The 16,321-nt window shown below is 66.6% G+C and carries 12 protein-coding genes and 1 pseudogene; 8 read left to right on the forward strand and 5 right to left on the reverse strand.

Annotated features, from left to right (window positions below; all coding sequences use genetic code 11):
- Window positions 1-24: 24 nt before the first annotated feature.
- A pseudogene (locus OKW37_RS38150) lies at window positions 25-2,729 on the reverse strand (ATP-binding cassette domain-containing protein).
- A gap of 378 nt (window positions 2,730-3,107) precedes the next feature.
- Here OKW37_RS38150 and OKW37_RS38155 point away from each other — a divergent pair.
- The 8 genes from OKW37_RS38155 to OKW37_RS38190 all read left to right on the forward strand — a co-directional run bounded on the left by OKW37_RS38155 (window position 3,108) and on the right by OKW37_RS38190 (window position 12,382).
- Window positions 3,108-4,415, forward strand: a complete 1,308-nt coding sequence (locus tag OKW37_RS38155; protein WP_429402208.1) for a glycosyltransferase family 4 protein — start codon at window positions 3,108-3,110, stop codon at window positions 4,413-4,415.
- Between the two features lie 123 nt (window positions 4,416-4,538).
- Entirely contained in the window at window positions 4,539-5,141 is a 603-nt protein-coding gene (locus OKW37_RS38160) for a D-glycero-alpha-D-manno-heptose-1,7-bisphosphate 7-phosphatase (protein ID WP_429402206.1), read from the forward strand.
- Window positions 5,138-6,379, forward strand: coding sequence for a lipopolysaccharide heptosyltransferase II (gene waaF, locus OKW37_RS38165; protein WP_429402204.1), 1,242 nt, complete (start codon window positions 5,138-5,140; stop codon window positions 6,377-6,379). Before OKW37_RS38160 ends, waaF begins: the two co-directional genes overlap by 4 nt.
- A gap of 22 nt (window positions 6,380-6,401) precedes the next feature.
- Window positions 6,402-8,147, forward strand: a complete 1,746-nt coding sequence (locus tag OKW37_RS38170; RefSeq protein WP_429402202.1) for a carbamoyltransferase family protein — start codon at window positions 6,402-6,404, stop codon at window positions 8,145-8,147.
- The gene (locus OKW37_RS38175; RefSeq protein ID WP_429402200.1) at window positions 8,144-9,232 is read left to right on the forward strand and encodes a glycosyltransferase; all 1,089 of its coding nucleotides are present in this window, start codon (window positions 8,144-8,146) and stop codon (window positions 9,230-9,232) included. Before OKW37_RS38170 ends, OKW37_RS38175 begins: the two co-directional genes overlap by 4 nt.
- Entirely contained in the window at window positions 9,229-10,368 is a 1,140-nt protein-coding gene (locus OKW37_RS38180) for a glycosyltransferase family 9 protein (protein WP_429402198.1), read from the forward strand. The genes OKW37_RS38175 and OKW37_RS38180 overlap by 4 nt, the downstream gene beginning before the upstream one ends.
- Window positions 10,358-11,314, forward strand: a complete 957-nt coding sequence (locus tag OKW37_RS38185; protein ID WP_429402196.1) for a glycosyltransferase family 4 protein — start codon at window positions 10,358-10,360, stop codon at window positions 11,312-11,314. The genes OKW37_RS38180 and OKW37_RS38185 overlap by 11 nt, the downstream gene beginning before the upstream one ends.
- A 51-nt stretch (window positions 11,315-11,365) precedes the next feature.
- Window positions 11,366-12,382: a UDP-glucuronic acid decarboxylase family protein gene (locus OKW37_RS38190; RefSeq protein WP_429402194.1), complete on the forward strand. Its 1,017-nt coding sequence runs from the start codon at window positions 11,366-11,368 to the stop codon at window positions 12,380-12,382.
- A 1,018-nt stretch (window positions 12,383-13,400) separates the two neighbouring features.
- On the opposite strand, the gene OKW37_RS38195 is transcribed toward OKW37_RS38190, so the two are convergent.
- The 4 genes from OKW37_RS38195 to OKW37_RS38210 all read right to left on the reverse strand — a co-directional run bounded on the left by OKW37_RS38195 (window position 13,401) and on the right by OKW37_RS38210 (window position 15,998).
- Window positions 13,401-13,658, reverse strand: coding sequence for a hypothetical protein (locus OKW37_RS38195; RefSeq protein ID WP_429332528.1), 258 nt, complete (start codon window positions 13,656-13,658; stop codon window positions 13,401-13,403).
- 261 nt (window positions 13,659-13,919) lie between these two features.
- Window positions 13,920-14,531, reverse strand: a complete 612-nt coding sequence (locus OKW37_RS38200; RefSeq protein ID WP_184059101.1) for a recombinase family protein — start codon at window positions 14,529-14,531, stop codon at window positions 13,920-13,922.
- Window positions 14,532-14,602: 71 nt separating this feature from the next.
- Complete coding sequence (locus tag OKW37_RS38205; protein ID WP_013094087.1) at window positions 14,603-14,725, reverse strand: hypothetical protein; 123 nt, start codon at window positions 14,723-14,725, stop codon at window positions 14,603-14,605.
- Window positions 14,726-15,437: 712 nt separating this feature from the next.
- Window positions 15,438-15,998: a YMGG-like glycine zipper-containing protein gene (locus OKW37_RS38210; RefSeq protein WP_260321080.1), complete on the reverse strand. Its 561-nt coding sequence runs from the start codon at window positions 15,996-15,998 to the stop codon at window positions 15,438-15,440.
- Window positions 15,999-16,321 lie beyond the last annotated feature (323 nt).

A 16,321-nucleotide genomic window follows, 5' to 3' on the forward strand; every position in this document is an offset into this window, starting at 1 on the left:
CTCAGACCTGAATCGCGCGCATCATTATCGCGGCAACGCCATGTCCGTGCGCGACGGCGCCTGCGCGAGCCGCCGGATCGCGGCGATCAGTTCTGCGGGCGCCACGGGCTTGTGCAAGTGCGCGTCGAAATCCGCGGTGCGCGCACGCTGTTCGTCGAGCGCGTCCGCGTAGCCGGTCAGCGCGATCGCGGGCAGTGGCCTGCCGCGTATCGACGGTCGGCCGCCTTCCAGTGCGCGCAAACGGCTCAGCACGTCATAGCCATCTTCGCCGGCCAGCATCAGATCGCAGAGCAGCACGTGCGGCCATTGCGCCGGGTCCGCCGCGCGCAGCCAGTCCAGCGCTTCGGTGCCCGCTGCACATAGCCGTACGCGTGCGCCGCTCGTGCTCAGCACCGCTTCGAGCGCGTCGCGCGCTTCTTCCTGGTCGTCGATCGCGAGCACGAACAGGCCATCGAGCGCAGCGGGCTCCGCCGAATCCGGCGCCGTGGGCGCCGACGCCAGTGGCGGTTGCGCATCCGCGACCGGCCGCAGCGGCAGCATCGCCACATAGGCGAGCCACCCGTTCAGCGGCGTCAGCGTGAAGCTGCCGCCCGCGGCCGCCAGCGCGCTTTCCATCTGCCGCGCCGCCGCCTGCGATAGCTCGGCTGGCTTGTCGCCCATGCCGAGCACGCTGAACCACACGTGGTTGCCGTGCCGCTGCGCGCGCAACGCGATGCGCTGCCCCGGGCTCGCCTGCGCGATCTCATTGCGGCACAACTCGGCGATCAACGGTTGCAGCACGCTCGGATCGCCGGTCACCCGCAGCTCGTGGTCGGACGGCTCCGCGTAGACGACGACGCGCTGCCCGGCGATCTCGTCGTGCAATGCATCGATCACACCTGCCGTCAATGCACTGACGCTGACCGATCGCGCGGTCAGCCGGCGCTGCGCGTGTTCGAGTTCACCCTGCTGCCATTGCAGCGACCACATCTTCGCGTACACGCCCTCGCGCGCGAGCAGTTCCCGATGCGTGCCCTGCTCGACCACCTGGCCGTGCTCCATCACCAGAATCCAGTCCGCGTCGACGACGGTAGAAAGTCGATGCGCGATCACGATCGACGTGCGGCCTTGCGCGAGGCGCGTCAGCTCGGTCTGGATCGCGCGCTCGGAGCGCGTGTCGAGCGCCGAGGTCGCCTCGTCGAACACGATGATGCGCGGGTCCTTCAGAATCGCGCGCGCAATCGCGATGCGCTGCCGCTCGCCGCCCGATAGCCGCACGCCCCGCTCGCCGACGCGCGTGTCGTAATGGTCGGGCAAGCGCTCGATGAACTCGTCGAGCTGCGCGGCCCGCGCCGCCCGCACGACGTCCGCGCGCGTCGCCGACGGACGTCCATAGGCAATGTTGTAGGCGATCGTTTCATTGAACAGCACGGTGTCCTGCGGCACGATGCCGATGGCCTCGCGCAGACTGCGCTGCGTGAGCATGCTGATGTCTTGCCCGTCGATGCGGATCATGCCGCGCTCGGGCCGATAGAGGCGAAACAGCAGCTTCACGAGCGTCGATTTGCCCGAGCCGCTGCCGCCGACCACCGCGAGCGTCTTGCCCGGATACGCGTGAAAGTCGACATCGCGCAGCACCTGCCGCGCCGTGTCGTAGCCGAAATCGACGTGTTCGAACTCGATCAGCCCCGCGCCGACCTTCAGCGGCTGCGCGTCGCGCGCATCGATATCCTCGCCGACGCGGCCGCGCGCCGCCAGAATCACGAACATGCGCTCGACGTTGACGAGCGCGTCGTTGGTCTCGCGAAACACGAAGCCGAGCGTGTTCAGCGGCATGCAGATCTGGATCAGGTAGGCGTTCACCAGAATCAGGTCGCCGACGCTCATGCTGCCGGCCACCACGTGCTGCGCGGCAAGCAGCATGACCGCCGCTACCCCGAGCGCGATCACCGCGCTCTGTCCCACGTGCAAGGCGGTCAACGCGTTCTGGTTAGCGATGCGCGCGTGCACCCACTTCTCCAGCACGTTGCCGAGCCGTTGCGTCTCGCTCTCTTCGGTCGCGAAGTATTTGACCGTGTCGTAGTTCAGCAGACTGTCGACGAGCCGCCCGTCCGATTGCGCTTCGAGCAGATTGACCGCGCGCTGGAATGCGACGCGCCGCCGCGTGAACACGAACGTATAGCCCGCATACAGCACGAAGGTCACGACGATCGCGAGCATGAATTCGCGCGCATAGCTATGCACCATGATCGCGACGATCACCGCGATCTCGAAGAAGGTCGGCACGATCGCGAACAGCGCGGTGCCGAGCAGAAAGCCGATGCCGTCGGCGCCTTTCTGCACGTCGCGCACGATCGCGCCAGTCTCGCGCCAGTCTCGCGCCGCGCATGAAAGCGCGCGCTCAACCGATGCAGATGCGCGAAGGTCCGCTCGGTCAGCGCCGCGACCGTGCGTTGCACGACGATGCTGAACACGACGTCGCGCGCCTCGTTCAGCGCGTCGCCGAAAAATCGTAGCAGCGCATAGGCGAGCACGAGGAACACTGGAAACGCCACCTGGGCGAGCGGATGGCTCAGTTCGTCGACGATGTGCTTCAGCGTGAGCGGCATCAGCACGGTCGCGAGCCGCGCGGCGATCATCAGCGCGAGCGCCCCGCTGGTCTGCCAGCGATAACGCCATACCGCATGCGCGAGATCGCCGACGATTCGGCGCGTCAGTTCGGAGCGAGGCGGCGGGGCGGAATTCGGCATGAGGTCGTGGTGGGGGCACCCGGAAGAAACGTCGCACAAGTGTGGCGTCGCGCAAGCGGCGCGCCCGGGCGCAAGCAAAAAAGGCGCTGGCTCCAGCCCTTTTCCGCGCACTTCTTACTTGTTAATTGGGCGGGGTCCTTCGCCCATCCTAGTACCGGCGCGGCGCAAGCGGTTCGAAGTTACATGACCGTATGTAGAAACAGGGGACGCCACAGCGCTTCTCTACCCACGACAAAGGGCACGCTACAGCGCTTCGTACGGTTCCGCGCGACGTTTGCGTCGTTTGTCCGCACCGCAGGATGCGAATGGCACACCACATGCTGTGCGCCGCTTACGAAAGTCAACATCAATAGCCGCTCATCGCAGGAAGGAATGCCAATGAAGATCGCCCTGATCAGCGAACACGCGTCGCCAGTTGCTGTCGCCGGTGGCGTCGACAGCGGCGGACAGAACATCTACGTCGCGAACGTCGCGCGTCAACTGGTGGAAATGGGCCATCAGGTCGACGTGTTCACGCGCCGCGATCGCGCACTGCTGCCCGAGCGCGTCGACATGGACGGCGTGCGCGTGATTCATGTGCCCGCGGGACCGCCGCGGCAATTGCCAAAGGAACGACTGCTGCCGTTCATGGACGAGTTCGCCGCGTTTCTGAGCGCGTTCTTTCGCCGCGAACCGCAGTCCTACGACGTGATGCACGCGAACTTCTTCATGTCCGGCCTCGCCGCGCTGCAAGTGAAGGCTGCGCTCGGCGTGCCGCTGGTCACGACCTTTCACGCGCTCGGCCGCGTGCGACGTATCCATCAGGGAACGGATGACGGCTTCCCCGACGAGCGCTTCGCGATCGAAGACGAACTGGTCGCAGGTTCGGACGTGCTCGTCGCCGAATGTCCGCAGGACCAAGCCGATCTGCTCGAACACTATCGCGCCGATCCGGCGCGCATCCAGATCGTGCCGTGCGGTTTCGATGCCGAGGAGTTCATGCCCGTCGAGCGCGAAGCCGCCCGCGATGCGCTCGGCTGGCGCCAGCACGACTTCATCGTGCTGCAACTGGGCCGGCTCGTGCCGCGCAAAGGCATCGACAACGTGGTGCGCGGCGTCGGCGTGCTGAAGCATACGTTCAACGCGGCGGCGCGGCTGTACGTAGTCGGCGGCAATTCGGACGCGCCCAACGAAATCGCGACGCCGGAGATCGCGCGCCTGCGCGAGATCGCCCGCGAATGCGGCGTCGCGGAGCAGACGAGCTTCGTCGGCCGGCGTGGTCGCACGCGGCTGCGCTACTTCTATAGCGCCGCCGACGTGTTCGTGACGACGCCCTGGTACGAGCCGTTCGGCATCACGCCGATCGAGGCGATGGCCTGCGCGACGCCGGTGATCGGCGCCGATGTCGGCGGCATCCGCTACTCGATCCTCGATGGCGTGACCGGCTTTCTCGTGCCGCCGCGCGATCCGCACGCGCTCGCCGCGCGGCTCGACCGCTTGCGGCGCGACCCCGCGCTCGCGCGCCGGATGGGCGAAGCGGGTCTCGACCGGGCGCGGACCGGCTTCACCTGGCGCGGCGTCAGCGATGCGCTCGCGCAAATCTATGCACGCGCGGCAAGGCTCGCACCGACCAAGACATCGCTCGACACCGCGTCCGAGCCGGCGCAGCTACCGCTGCGAGCAGCAGCCGGAGCGTCGTCCCGTTGACGACGGCGCACGCCGCGCGAACCCGCACGGTGTGCGCATCAGGAACACGCCGCGGCCGGTCCAGCGGCTGCGGCGCGCCTTTTTCCGACTTTTGACCGAAGCTCGCGCATACCACGAACCATCATGACGCTACCCGCCGTGTTCATCGACAAGGACGGCACGCTGCTCGAAGACGTGCCCTACAACGCCGATCCCGCGCTGATGCGTTTCGCGCCGGGCGCGCGCGAAGCGCTCGCGCTGCTCGCCGCGTACCCGTACGCGCTGTTCGTGATCAGCAATCAGTCCGGCATCGCGCTCGGCAAGTTCGAAGACAGAGCGCTGTTCGACGTAGAACGCCGGCTGCGGCAGATGTTCGCCGAGTGCGGCGCCACGCTCGCCGGCGCGTACTGGTGTCCGCATCATCCCGAGGGCAGCGTCGCGCGTTACGCGATCGTCTGCGACTGCCGCAAGCCCGCGCCCGGCATGCTGCTGCGCGCGGCCGAAGAGCATGAGCTCGATCTCGCCAACAGCTGGTTCATCGGCGACATTCTCGACGACGTCGAAGCGGGCAATCGCGCCGGCTGCCGCACGATCCTGCTCGACAACGGCCACGAAACCGAATGGCGAACCGGCCCGCAGCGCACGCCGGGCGCGCGCGCCGCCGGTCTGCACGAGGCCGCGCAACGCGTCGTATTGCACGGCCTGCCGCCGGGCACCGCGGCGCGCCGCAAGGAGGCGCCGCGGTGAACGCACCTCTGCCACTTGCGCCGCCCAAGCTGGCTCACGCGCCCGCGCCCGATACGTCGCAGCCGGTGTGCTGGGGCGGCGAGGTCAAACGGATTCTGTGCGTGCGCCTCGACAATCTCGGCGACGTGCTGATGACCACGCCCGCGCTGCACGCGCTGCGCGAGTCCGCCGAAGACCGCCATCTCACGCTGCTGGCGTCGCGCAGCGGCGTCGCGCTCGCGCCGTTTCTCGACGACGTCGACGATGTGATCGAATACGACGCGCCGTGGGTCGCGCCCGCGTCGACCGTGACGCGCGATCTGCTCGACGATCACCGCATGCAGCAGCGGCTGCGGCGCGGCGGCTTCGACGCGGCGGTGATTTTCACCGTCTATAGCCAGAGCCCGTTGCCGGCCGCGATGCTGTGCTATCTCGCGGGGATTCCGCGCCGCCTCGCGCATTGCCGTGAAAATCCGTACGCGCTGTTGACCGACTGGCTGCGTGAGCCGGAGCCGCAGCAGCGCACCCGGCACGAGGTGCAACGCCAGCTCGATCTGGTGCATCACGTCGGCGCGCAGACGGGCAACACCGGCATGCGCTTTCGCGTGCCGCCGGCCGCGCGCCAGTCGCTCGACGCGAAACTGAGGACGCTCGGCATCTGCCGCCACACCGAGTGCATCGTGTTGCATCCAGGTGCGACCGCTGCGTCGCGCCGCTATCCGCCCGAGCGCTTCGGCGAGGTCGCCACGCAGCTCGTGCGCAAAACCGGCGCCTCGGTGCTCGTGACCGGCGGCGCGAGCGAGCGGGCGCTCGTCGAGACCGTGATGCGCACGGCCGCGCCCGGCGCGCGCGCGCAGCTATACGACCTGAGCGGTGCGCTGACGCTCGCCGAACTCGCCGCGCTGCTCGAACGCGCGAGCGTGCTCGTGTCCAACAACAGCGGCCCCGTGCATGTCGCGTCCGCGCTCGGCACGCCGGTCGTCGATCTTTACGCGCTGACCAACCCGCAGCACACGCCGTGGCAAACGCCGCAACGCGTGCTGTATCGCGACGTCGAATGCCGCTGGTGCTATCGCAGCGTGTGTCCGCACGGGCATCACGCCTGCCTGCTCGGCGTTCCGACCGACGAGGTCGTGCACGCGGCACTCGAATTGCGGCAAGCGCATGCGCATGCGCCGCGTCGTGGTGTATCGGAGCGCGCCGGTCGCGCCGATGACACGAGCACGCCGTCGCTGATCGATCAGCCAACCGTCCCCTGAACCCACTTCCACTGCTAATGCCATGTACACACTCGGAATCAATGCGGTCTATCACGACAGCGCCGCCGCGCTGCTGCGCGACGGTGTGGTGCTCGCCGCCGCCGAAGACGAACGCTTCACGCACGTCAAGCACGCGAAACGTCCGGTGCCGTTCTCAACCTGGCAGCTCCCGTTCGATGCGATCGACTACTGCCTGAAGGCCGCCGGCATTACGCTCGCCGCGATCGATCACGTCGCTTACTCGTACGACCCCACGCTATTCGGCGGCATGCCGAAGAGGCCGGGCGCGACGATCGAGCTGCCGTTCGATCCGGCCGGCACGCGCCCGGACAACCCGTCCGCGTCGGCGTGGGACCCGCTGTTCCTCAGCTATATCGCCAACGCGAAGGGCCAGCTGCTCGACGGCGCGCCGCATCATCTGCGCAAGCGCTTCCAGGGCGTGGATCGCGAGCACGGCTTCGCGTGGCACTTCGTCGAGCACCATCTCGCGCACGAGGCGAGCGCGTTTCTCGCCGCGCCGTTCGACGACACCGCCGTGCTGACGATGGACGGCCGCGGCGAGGGCGTGACGACCAGCATGGGGCAATTCGTCGGCGGCGAGTACCAGCGTCTGAAACAGGTCGAGCTGCCGCACTCGCTCGGGCTGCTCTACGAAGAGGTCACCGACTGGCTCGGCTTCCTGCACTCGTCGGACGAGTACAAGGTGATGGCGCTCGCGTCGTACGGCAAGCCGGCTTATGTCGAGGTGTTCCGCGAGATCGTCCGCTATCGGCAGGACGGCAGCTATACCGTCGACGCTCCGCGGCTGACTGAACGCTTCGGTCCCGCGCGCGAACGCGGCGGGCCGCTCGAACAACGCCACTTCGATATCGCCAATTCGTTGCAGCGCGTGCTCGAGGAGACCGTGCTGGAACTCGCGCACTGGCTGCATCGGCAGACCGGCTTGAGCCGGCTCTGCATGGCGGGCGGCGTCGCGCTGAACTGCGTGATGAACTCGAAGGTGCGCGACGCCGGGCCATTCAGCGAAGTGTGGGTGCAACCGGCGGCCGGCGACGCTGGCACCGCGCTTGGCGCGGCACTGTGGACCGACTATCGCGAGCGTGCCGCGCGCGGCGACCGCGAGCGTCACTGGAGAATGGATCATGCGTATCTCGGGCCCGAATACAGCGAAGCGGAAATCGAGCAGTTCCTGCGCTGGTCGAAAGTACCGTACCGGCGACTCGCCGATATCGCCGGCGAGACCGCCGATCTGCTCGCGCAAGGCAAGGTGATCGGCTGGTATCAGGGGCGCACCGAATTCGGGCCGCGCGCGCTCGGCGCGCGCTCGATCCTCGCGTCGCCGGTCGATCCGCGGATGCAGGCGAAGCTCAACGAGATCAAGGATCGCGAGGACTTCCGCCCGGTCGCGCCGGTCGTGATGGAAGAGGAAGCCAACGAATGGTTCGTGAACGGCCAAACCGCGCCGTTCATGCTGTTCGTGTTCGACGTGCGCGCCGACAAGGCCGCGCGTATTCCGGCCGTGCGGCATGTGGACGGCACCGCGCGCGTGCAGACCATCAACCGCGCGCAGCACCCGCTGTACTACGACTTGCTGGCGGCGTTCAAGCAGCGCACGGGCGTGCCGATTCTCATCAATACGTCGTTCAACACGCGCGGCGAGCCGATGGTGAATTCGCCGCGCGACGCGGTCGAGTCGTTCTGGACCTCGCCGCTCGACGCGCTCGTGATCGGCCCGTTCCTCGTCGACAAGGCGGGGGGCCGCGCATGAACGCCTCGGTCATATGTCCGTCGCCCCTGCATGGCGGCGTGGCCGCGCGCTACAGCAGCGAAGATGCCGACGAAACCGGCCGCACGTTGCGCACGCAGTCGTGGCCCGACGTGTCGGTGGTGGTGCCCACCTACCGCCGTCCCGCGATGCTCGCGAACTGCCTTGCCGCGCTATGCGCGCAGCAGTTCGCGCCGCACCGCTACGAGATCGTGGTCTGCGACGACGGTCCCGACGAGGCCACGCGCGCCTGCGTCGAACGATTCGCGCGCGAGATGGCGCCGCGCGGGCTGGAAGTGCACTACCTGCCGGTCACGCGCACCCAGGGGCCGGCCGGCGCGCGCAACGCGGGCTGGCAGTATGCGCGCGCTTCGCTGATCGCCTTCACCGACGACGACACGCTGCCCGATCCGCACTGGCTGACGGCTGGCGTCGCGGCGCTCGCGCAAGGCGCGACGGCGGCCGCCGGCACGATCGTCGTGCCGCTGCCCTCGCCGCCCGATCTGCCGACCGATTACGAAGCCGACGCGAGCGGCCTCGCGCGCGCCGAATTCGCGACCGCGAACGCGTTCGTCACGCGTGCGGCGCTCGTCGCGACCGGCGGCTTCGACGAACGGTTCACGTCGGCGTGGCGCGAGGATTCGGACTTGCAGTTCACGCTGCTTACCGCGGGCGGCCAGATCGTGCGCGCCCGCGACGCGGTGGTCGTGCATCCGGTGCGGCCCGCGCGCTGGGGCGTCAGCATCGCGCAGCAGAAAAAGAGCCAGTTCGATGCGCTGCTTTATCGCAAGCATCCCGAACTGTTTCGAACGCGCATCCGCTCGCGGCCGCCGCTGCTGTACTACGCGATTCTCTGCGCCGCGTTGCTGGCGATCGGCGGTTCGTTCGCGGATCAGCCGATGCTCGCGGGCGCGGGTTTGAGCGCGTGGTGCGGGTTGACCGGCTATTTCTGCGCGCGGCGGCTGCGCGGGCGCAACCACGGCTGGCGCCACGTCGCCGAAATGCTCTGGACGTCGATCCCCATTCCGTTTCTATCGATCTACTGGCGGCTCTATGGCGCCATCCGTTTCAAGGTGTTCTTTCCATGACTCCACCCTCGCTGCTGGCGGCGCTCGCGCCGCGCCGTATCGCCGTGTTTCGCGCGCTGCAGCTCGGCGACATGCTGTGCGCGGTGCCCGCCTTGCGCGCACTGCGCGCGGCCGCGCCGGATGCGCATATCGCGCTGATCGGACTGCCGTGGGCACGCGCGTTCGTCGAGCGCTATGCGGCGCTCGTCGACGAGCTGATCGTGTTTCCGGGCGCGGTCGGTTTTCCCGAGCAGCCCGAATCGAACCATGGCTTGCCCGCGTTCTTCGCGCGGATGCGCGAGCGGCGTTTCGATCTGGCGATCCAGCTGCACGGCAGCGGCGGCATCGCCAACGATCTGCTGCATCAACTCGGCGCATGTGCCGACGCAGGCTTCGTGCAGCCCAACGAGGTACCGCGCGAGGGTTGCTTCATCGATTGGCCCGATGCGCTGCCGGAGCCCGAGCGCTATCTCGCGCTGATGAGCGCACTCGGCGCGCCGGCGCACGACCGGCGTCTGACGTTCCCGCTCACCGAACTCGACTTCGACGAGTACACCGCGCTGCGCACGTATCACGGCATCGAAGACGAGCGGCTCGTGCTGGTTCACCCCGGTTCGCAATTGCCGTCGCGCCGCTGGCCCGCCGAGCGCTTCGCGGCCGTCGCCGACCACCTCGCCGCCGACGGCTGGCAGATCGCGATCACCGGCACGGCCGCCGAAGCGCCGCTGACCTGCGCGGTGCTCGGTGCGATGAGCGCGCCCGCGCTGCATCTGGCGGGTGCGACGTCGCTCGGCGGACTCGCTGCGCTGGTCGCGCATGCGCGGCTCGTGGTCTGCAACGACACCGGCATCTCGCACATCGCCGCGGCGATGGCGAGCGCGTCGGTCGTGATCGCATGCGGCAGCGACACGCGGCGCTGGGCGCCGCTCGATCGTGCGCGGCATCGCGTGCTGGCCGACTATCCGGCGTGCCGGCCGTGCATGTTCCGCGACTGCCCGTATGGTCATCCGTGCGCGCTGAACGTGCAGGTCGAACAGGTGGTCGAGACCGCCCGCGAGCAGCTTGCGCGCGCGCCCGGCGCGCAACCAGGCGCGCCAGGCAGTCTGCATGAAGGAACCGTTTCGCTGTCTTTCGAGGATCTGCACCATGTTGCGTAATTGCCGCCGGCTGCGCGTGCTGACCTGGCACGTGCACGGCAACTACATGTATTACCTAAGCCAGACGCCGCACGATTTCTATCTGGTGACGAAACCCGGTCATCCGCCCGGCTATGCCGGCAAGGTCGGCGTATTGCCGTGGGGCGACAACGTGCACGAGATCGCAATCGAGGACGTGCCCAACCGCGAGTTCGACGTGGTGCTGTACCAGCATCGCACCCACTGGGACCACGACCGCGAGCGCGTGCTGAGCGCAGCGCAGCAACGTCTGCCACGCGTCTATGTCGAGCACGACCCGCCGCAGGAGAACCCGTTCGAGCAATGGCATTGGGTCGACGATCCCGGCACGCTGCTGGTCCACGTCACGCACTTCAACCGGCTGATGTGGGACAGCGGCGTCACGCCGACGCGCGTGATCGAACATGGCGTCGTGGTGCCCGACGGCGTGCGCTACAGCGGCGAACTGCAGCGCGGCATCGTGGTCGTCAATCATCTCGCGCAGCGCGGCCGGCGGCTCGGCGCGGATGTCTTCAGCGAAACGCGCACGCGCGTGCCGCTCGATCTCGTCGGGATGGACGCACAGCGGCTAGACGGCATCGGTGAAATCGGCAACCTCGATCTGGCCGCGTTCAGCGCGCGCTACCGCTTCTTTTTCAATCCGATCCGCTGGACCAGCCTCGGCCTCGCGATCGTCGAGGCGATGACGATCGGCATGCCGATCGTCGGTCTCGCGACGACCGAGCTCGCCACCGTGATCCGCAACGGCGAAAACGGCTTCGTGCATACCGACGTCGACGCGCTCGTCGACGCCATGCTCGGGCTGCTGCGCGATCCCGGCGAAGCGCGGCGGCTCGGCCAAGGCGCGCGGCGCACGGCGCTCGAACGCTTTCATATCGACCGTTTCGCGCAGGACTGGCACGACGCGCTGCTGCACGTCACGGCGTGATGCCACGCTCCTTTTCAACGTTCATGCGGTCCAACCACAGGATCACGCACCATGAAAGAACTTACCCGCAAGCGCATTCTGGTCACCGGCGGCGCCGGCTTTCTCGGCTCGCACCTGTGCGAACGGCTCGTCGCGCAGGGACACGACGTGCTATGCGTCGACAACTTCTATACCGGTACGAAGGACAACATCGCCCATCTACTCGACTGCGCGAACTTCGAACTGATGCGTCACGACGTAACGTTCCCGTTGTATGTGGAAGTCGATGAAATTTATAACCTCGCGTGCCCCGCGTCACCAATCCACTACCAGCACGATCCGGTGCAGACTACGAAGACCAGCGTGCATGGCGCGATCAATATGCTCGGGCTCGCCAAACGCGTGAAAGCGCGGATTTTCCAGGCGTCGACGAGCGAGGTGTATGGCGACGCGCTCGTCCATCCGCAGAAAGAAGACTACTGGGGCCACGTGAATCCCATCGGTCCGCGCTCGTGCTACGACGAAGGCAAGCGCTGCGCGGAAACGCTGTTCATGGACTATCACCGCCAGCATGGTCTGTCGATCCGCATCGCGCGCATCTTCAACACCTACGGCCCGCGCATGCATCCGGCCGATGGCCGGGTGGTGTCGAACTTCATGATGCAGGCGTTGCGCGGCGAGCCGCTGACCGTCTATGGCGACGGCTCGCAGACGCGTTCGTTCTGCTATGTCGACGACATGATCGACGCCTTCATCCTGCTGATGAACAGCGCCGAGGATCCAGGCGGCCCGGTCAACCTCGGCAATCCGCACGAAGTGTCGATGCGCGAGATCGCGCAGCGCATCGTCGCGGTGACCGGCTCCGCGTCGCCGCTCGAATCACGGCCGCTGCCGGCCGACGATCCATGGCATCGACAGCCGGACATCTCGTTGGCGACAAAACTGCTCGGCTGGCAGCCGGGCACGTCGCTTGACGAAGGGCTGCCGCGCACCGCGCGTTATTTCCGCGCGCGCATCGAGGCGAGTCAGCACACGCCGCCGCCTGCGGGCATGGACGGCGCCGGAGCCACGTCCGCTCGCCTTCATTGAGCCAGCGGCGCAGCACTGCCGACGTCGCGGCGCCGTTTTTCACGCGATCACGGCGGCCCCTTGGACATCGGCTTCTCCTTCATCGAGGTGCCGACGATCGAGCAAGGCATCTACCCTTCAACGCATTTCATTTCCGACGCTTGCGTAAGCAGGCGTGGCGCGCCCCATACCGTTGAAAGCGGGCGGCCTTGCAAATCCCGCGACGCGATCGGGTAGGAGGCGGGGTTGCCCCGCCGTCCTCCCACAACACCGGACGTACGGTTCACGTATCCGGCGTTTCCCGTCGGCCTCGGACCGGATCGGTCGTCGGCGTGAGCTTGTTTCGTGCGTCGTGTCGCCTGGCATCCGATGGACACCTCAGCCTCTCTCGGGGCTTCCGGCCCCTCCAGAATGGCTGCAGGCCCCCGGCATGGCCGAGGTTTCTGTCCAGATACGCAGAGATCACGCGTGACTTGCCACTCGTGACAGGTTTGGCCCTTCGCCGCTCCGATTTCAACGGCTACTACGACCTCTGCTGACTTCTGCCACCCCATTCCGACACCTCTCGATGCCAGTAGCACAAGGCAGGATGGCAGATCTCCCAGGGTAATACGCGCGACCTTCACGCTTAGGCCTGTCGGATCTACGTCATGGCGTTCCGTGCAAGTATCGGGCTTTACAGATTTTGGCCTGCTCACCCCGCCATACCGCCTAATATCCGCTTCCTGTTCGTCAGGCCAGCGCTTTGCCTTCGGCTTCCTTCAGATTCCACCTCACGATGGACACCCTTGCCGTCCGCTAACACTTCCCCTTGCCGGGTGTGTAGGGGACTCTCACCCCCAAGTCATCCAGTTCGCCACCACAGCGATCCAGATAGCGCCTTTCACGGCGCTGCGCGCCATGCCTGGCGCACCAAAAAAAGAAGCGGCCACAAGGGCCGCTTAGAGAGCAGTGCCACGGAGGCCGCTCAAAAGCCGTGCCGCGAAGGGCGAGCGCGCTATGGCATAGGGTAAAGCTCTGGCGCAGAGGTCTTGCGCATTCAGGAGGAACGGATGGTCGACTCAGTGTCGGTCGCCAGCACGGTCATCGGTCCCGAGCTCAACGCGGCCGAGATAATCGCGAGGCGATCCGCAGGGCAATCGACCAGATCGACGCTCAGCGACTCGCGTCCGCCCTCGTTGTTCACGTGGGCGGACCAGCCGCACACTTGCGCACGATGTTCGATCAGGCTTTTCCAGACCTCGACGACTCGCAGTGATCCCGGGCTTGCATAAACAGTCAGACGTTTTACGTTCATGGCTTTCACACGGCAGCGCGCCGCGCCTCGGGTTCGGATCTCGGGCATTGATATGGTTGTTGTACGTTGAGGTTAGACGTATGAACTTTCAAAGCAAAGCAGATGCCCCTGACCGTAACAATTTTACGGACAGGGGCATCTGCGCACATGTCAGAACGGAGTGGCGCGTTTCACGCGATTAGTCGTGCGAAACGCGCCGCGCGGGCTGCACGATGAGAGATCCGGTAAGAAGGTGACGCAAACGGCTCCGGCACGCAATTTCTACACGGCTGGCGTGTCCGCGCGAATGCGCATCACGGTCTGACGCGACGTGCCGAAGCGCCGCGCGACCTCGCTGACCGACTGTCCTCTGCCGAGCGATTGCAGCACGCGTTGACGCTGCTGCTCGGAAAGCGACGGTGGCCTGCCCGTGTGCTTGCCGCTCGCGCGAACGGCCGCGAGACTGTCGCGGCTGCGCAGGCTGCGGCACGCGGCGTCGAGCCGCACCAGCGCGCGCAATGCCTTCACCGCCGAGGGCTCGGGGCGCCCGGCCAGATCGGTATGGCCGACTTCGACGCAACGCAGCGCCACGCCGGCCTTCCGGCACTGCATCACGGTGGCGAGGATGTCGCGCGCGTTGCAGCCGAGCGCGGCCAGCTCGAGCACGACGAGCGTGTCGCGCGGCGCGATTCGTCGGATCAGACTCTGCAGCTCGCGGCGGTCGCGCGCCTGCGCATAGGTCGGCAGATCTTCGACCACGACCCGCGCGAGCGTGACCATGTAGCCGGCCTTGTCGAGCCGGATCAGCGCCTGCTCGTGCCGAACCGCATCGTGCGCGCCGAACAGATAGATGTGTAGTTTTTCCACTTCGCCTTCGTAGTCACGATCCGCCATTAGCGGCGCTATTACGTCGGGGTTCCGGTTTTTCGAGCGACGACGCCTGGTCACGCCGTCACTCATCGCGCTCAGGGCTGCCGCTGGCCGCCTTGATGCGTCGGAGGAGTCTGGTTCTGTTGCTGCTGTCCGCTGTCGCGGCCGGGCTGCGCCGGATTCGACGGCTGACGATTCGAATTCTTGTCCGAAGTCATGACGCTCTCCTATGTGAGATTGCGGGTGACCGTGGCTAACCGCGGCCATCGTGATCAAGCCGCAACCACTGTTCCCGGTCCTGCCCGCGCCAGAGCGTTGCGGCGCGGGCATGCAAGCGCCTGGCTATGACGCTTCCGCTGGCGATGCAAGCAGCCCGGTGGAGGAATTTTCAAAGTGTATCAATCGCGTTGAACGTCCAATACGGTTGGCGTCGGTATTGGCGCGATTGAACTGTCATTACGTGGGCGGTGGAGGCGCGGCAAGTGACGGCCGCCCATCGCGGAACCGCAATCGGGGACGACCGCGGAATCCGTCTGACGGGAAGGCAGGTAGCGCCCTGCTCAAAGCTCGGCTCGTGAATATCTTAAGCTTCAGATATTAACGAATCCCGGCCGACCCTCTATACCTCTTCTCTCAAATCCCCTGCAACGCGATATCGCCCAATACACCGAGAAGCAGCCCGGCCAGACGCCCACACCATGCCGCGTAATGCGTGCCCTCATGCCGTTTGTCTCAAACCACAACAGGCGACCGCGGCGTGAACGACGGCCCTGCCCTTCTGCCGTGTCAGACCGACTCTGGTTGAGCGGAAAGCTCGTACTGCAAGAGTCGTCGTACAGGATGAGAGAACAACTGTCGGCTTTTCCACAGGCCACCGCGCTCAAGCGCTCGCTCCCCGTCGACAACGCGAGCGTGGTCGGCGTGCCTGGTTCAGTAACCTGGCGGAGGCGCCGTATCGTAGGCCGGCGGCGGAGGCGTCGCTTCGTCGTGCGTCCGGTACGCATCGGCGGCGCTGCGCGGCACAGGCACCCGGTGGCCATTGCCATACATGCACTGAACGTACGCCTGGTCGTAGCGGTGTTGAAGGCTGGCGGCCGAGCTTTGCGCCATGCCGGCGCCGATCATGCTGCCGCCGAGCAGACCTGCGCCTGCGCCGACCGCTGCGCCGCGGCGGCCGTTGAACGCCGCACCGGCCGCCGCGCCGAGCGCGGTACCGACGGCCATACCGCCCAGGGCGCCCGTCGCTGTGGCCTGTTGGGTGCTCACGCCGCCGGTCTGCTGGGAAGCAAATTGCTGGCATGTCGCGTCGTCGGCGCGGAATTGATCGAAGGACTTGCCGGTGCCGGGCAGGGCCATCACTGTGGGACCCATCGGCATGCTTGCACAGCCGTCGAGCGCGATGATGCAGCTCAGGCTGACCGCGGCGGTGACTAGCGCGGATACGCCCCGTTTCGTTCGCATTGCCAGAGAAAGAGAATTCATTTTGCTCATGTCATTTCGGCCCGGTTGGCCTCACCGGCACTTCCACCCAGCCGCTCGAACACCCCTTCACGTACGGGTAATACTTTTTTGTCACCGGGCAATACCACCAGGTACCCGACGGCGGACTCGTCTGCGTTTTTTCGACGTAGACGGTGGTCGGGTTTGGCTGGACCGACTGGACGACGAGTGGGGCGGGCGCAGCGTAGACGACGGCGGGGGGGCGCCATGATTATGGGGGGCGGGATGCCCACAAGGACACCGACTCTCACATGCGCTTGCGCGGTGCTATTCAGGCATACGGCCGTAGTCGCGATCAGCGCAAGCAAAACTAT

Source organism: Paraburkholderia sp. MM5482-R2 (genome assembly GCF_050436125.1).
Taxonomy (GTDB): Bacteria; Pseudomonadota; Gammaproteobacteria; order Burkholderiales; family Burkholderiaceae; genus Paraburkholderia; species Paraburkholderia tuberum.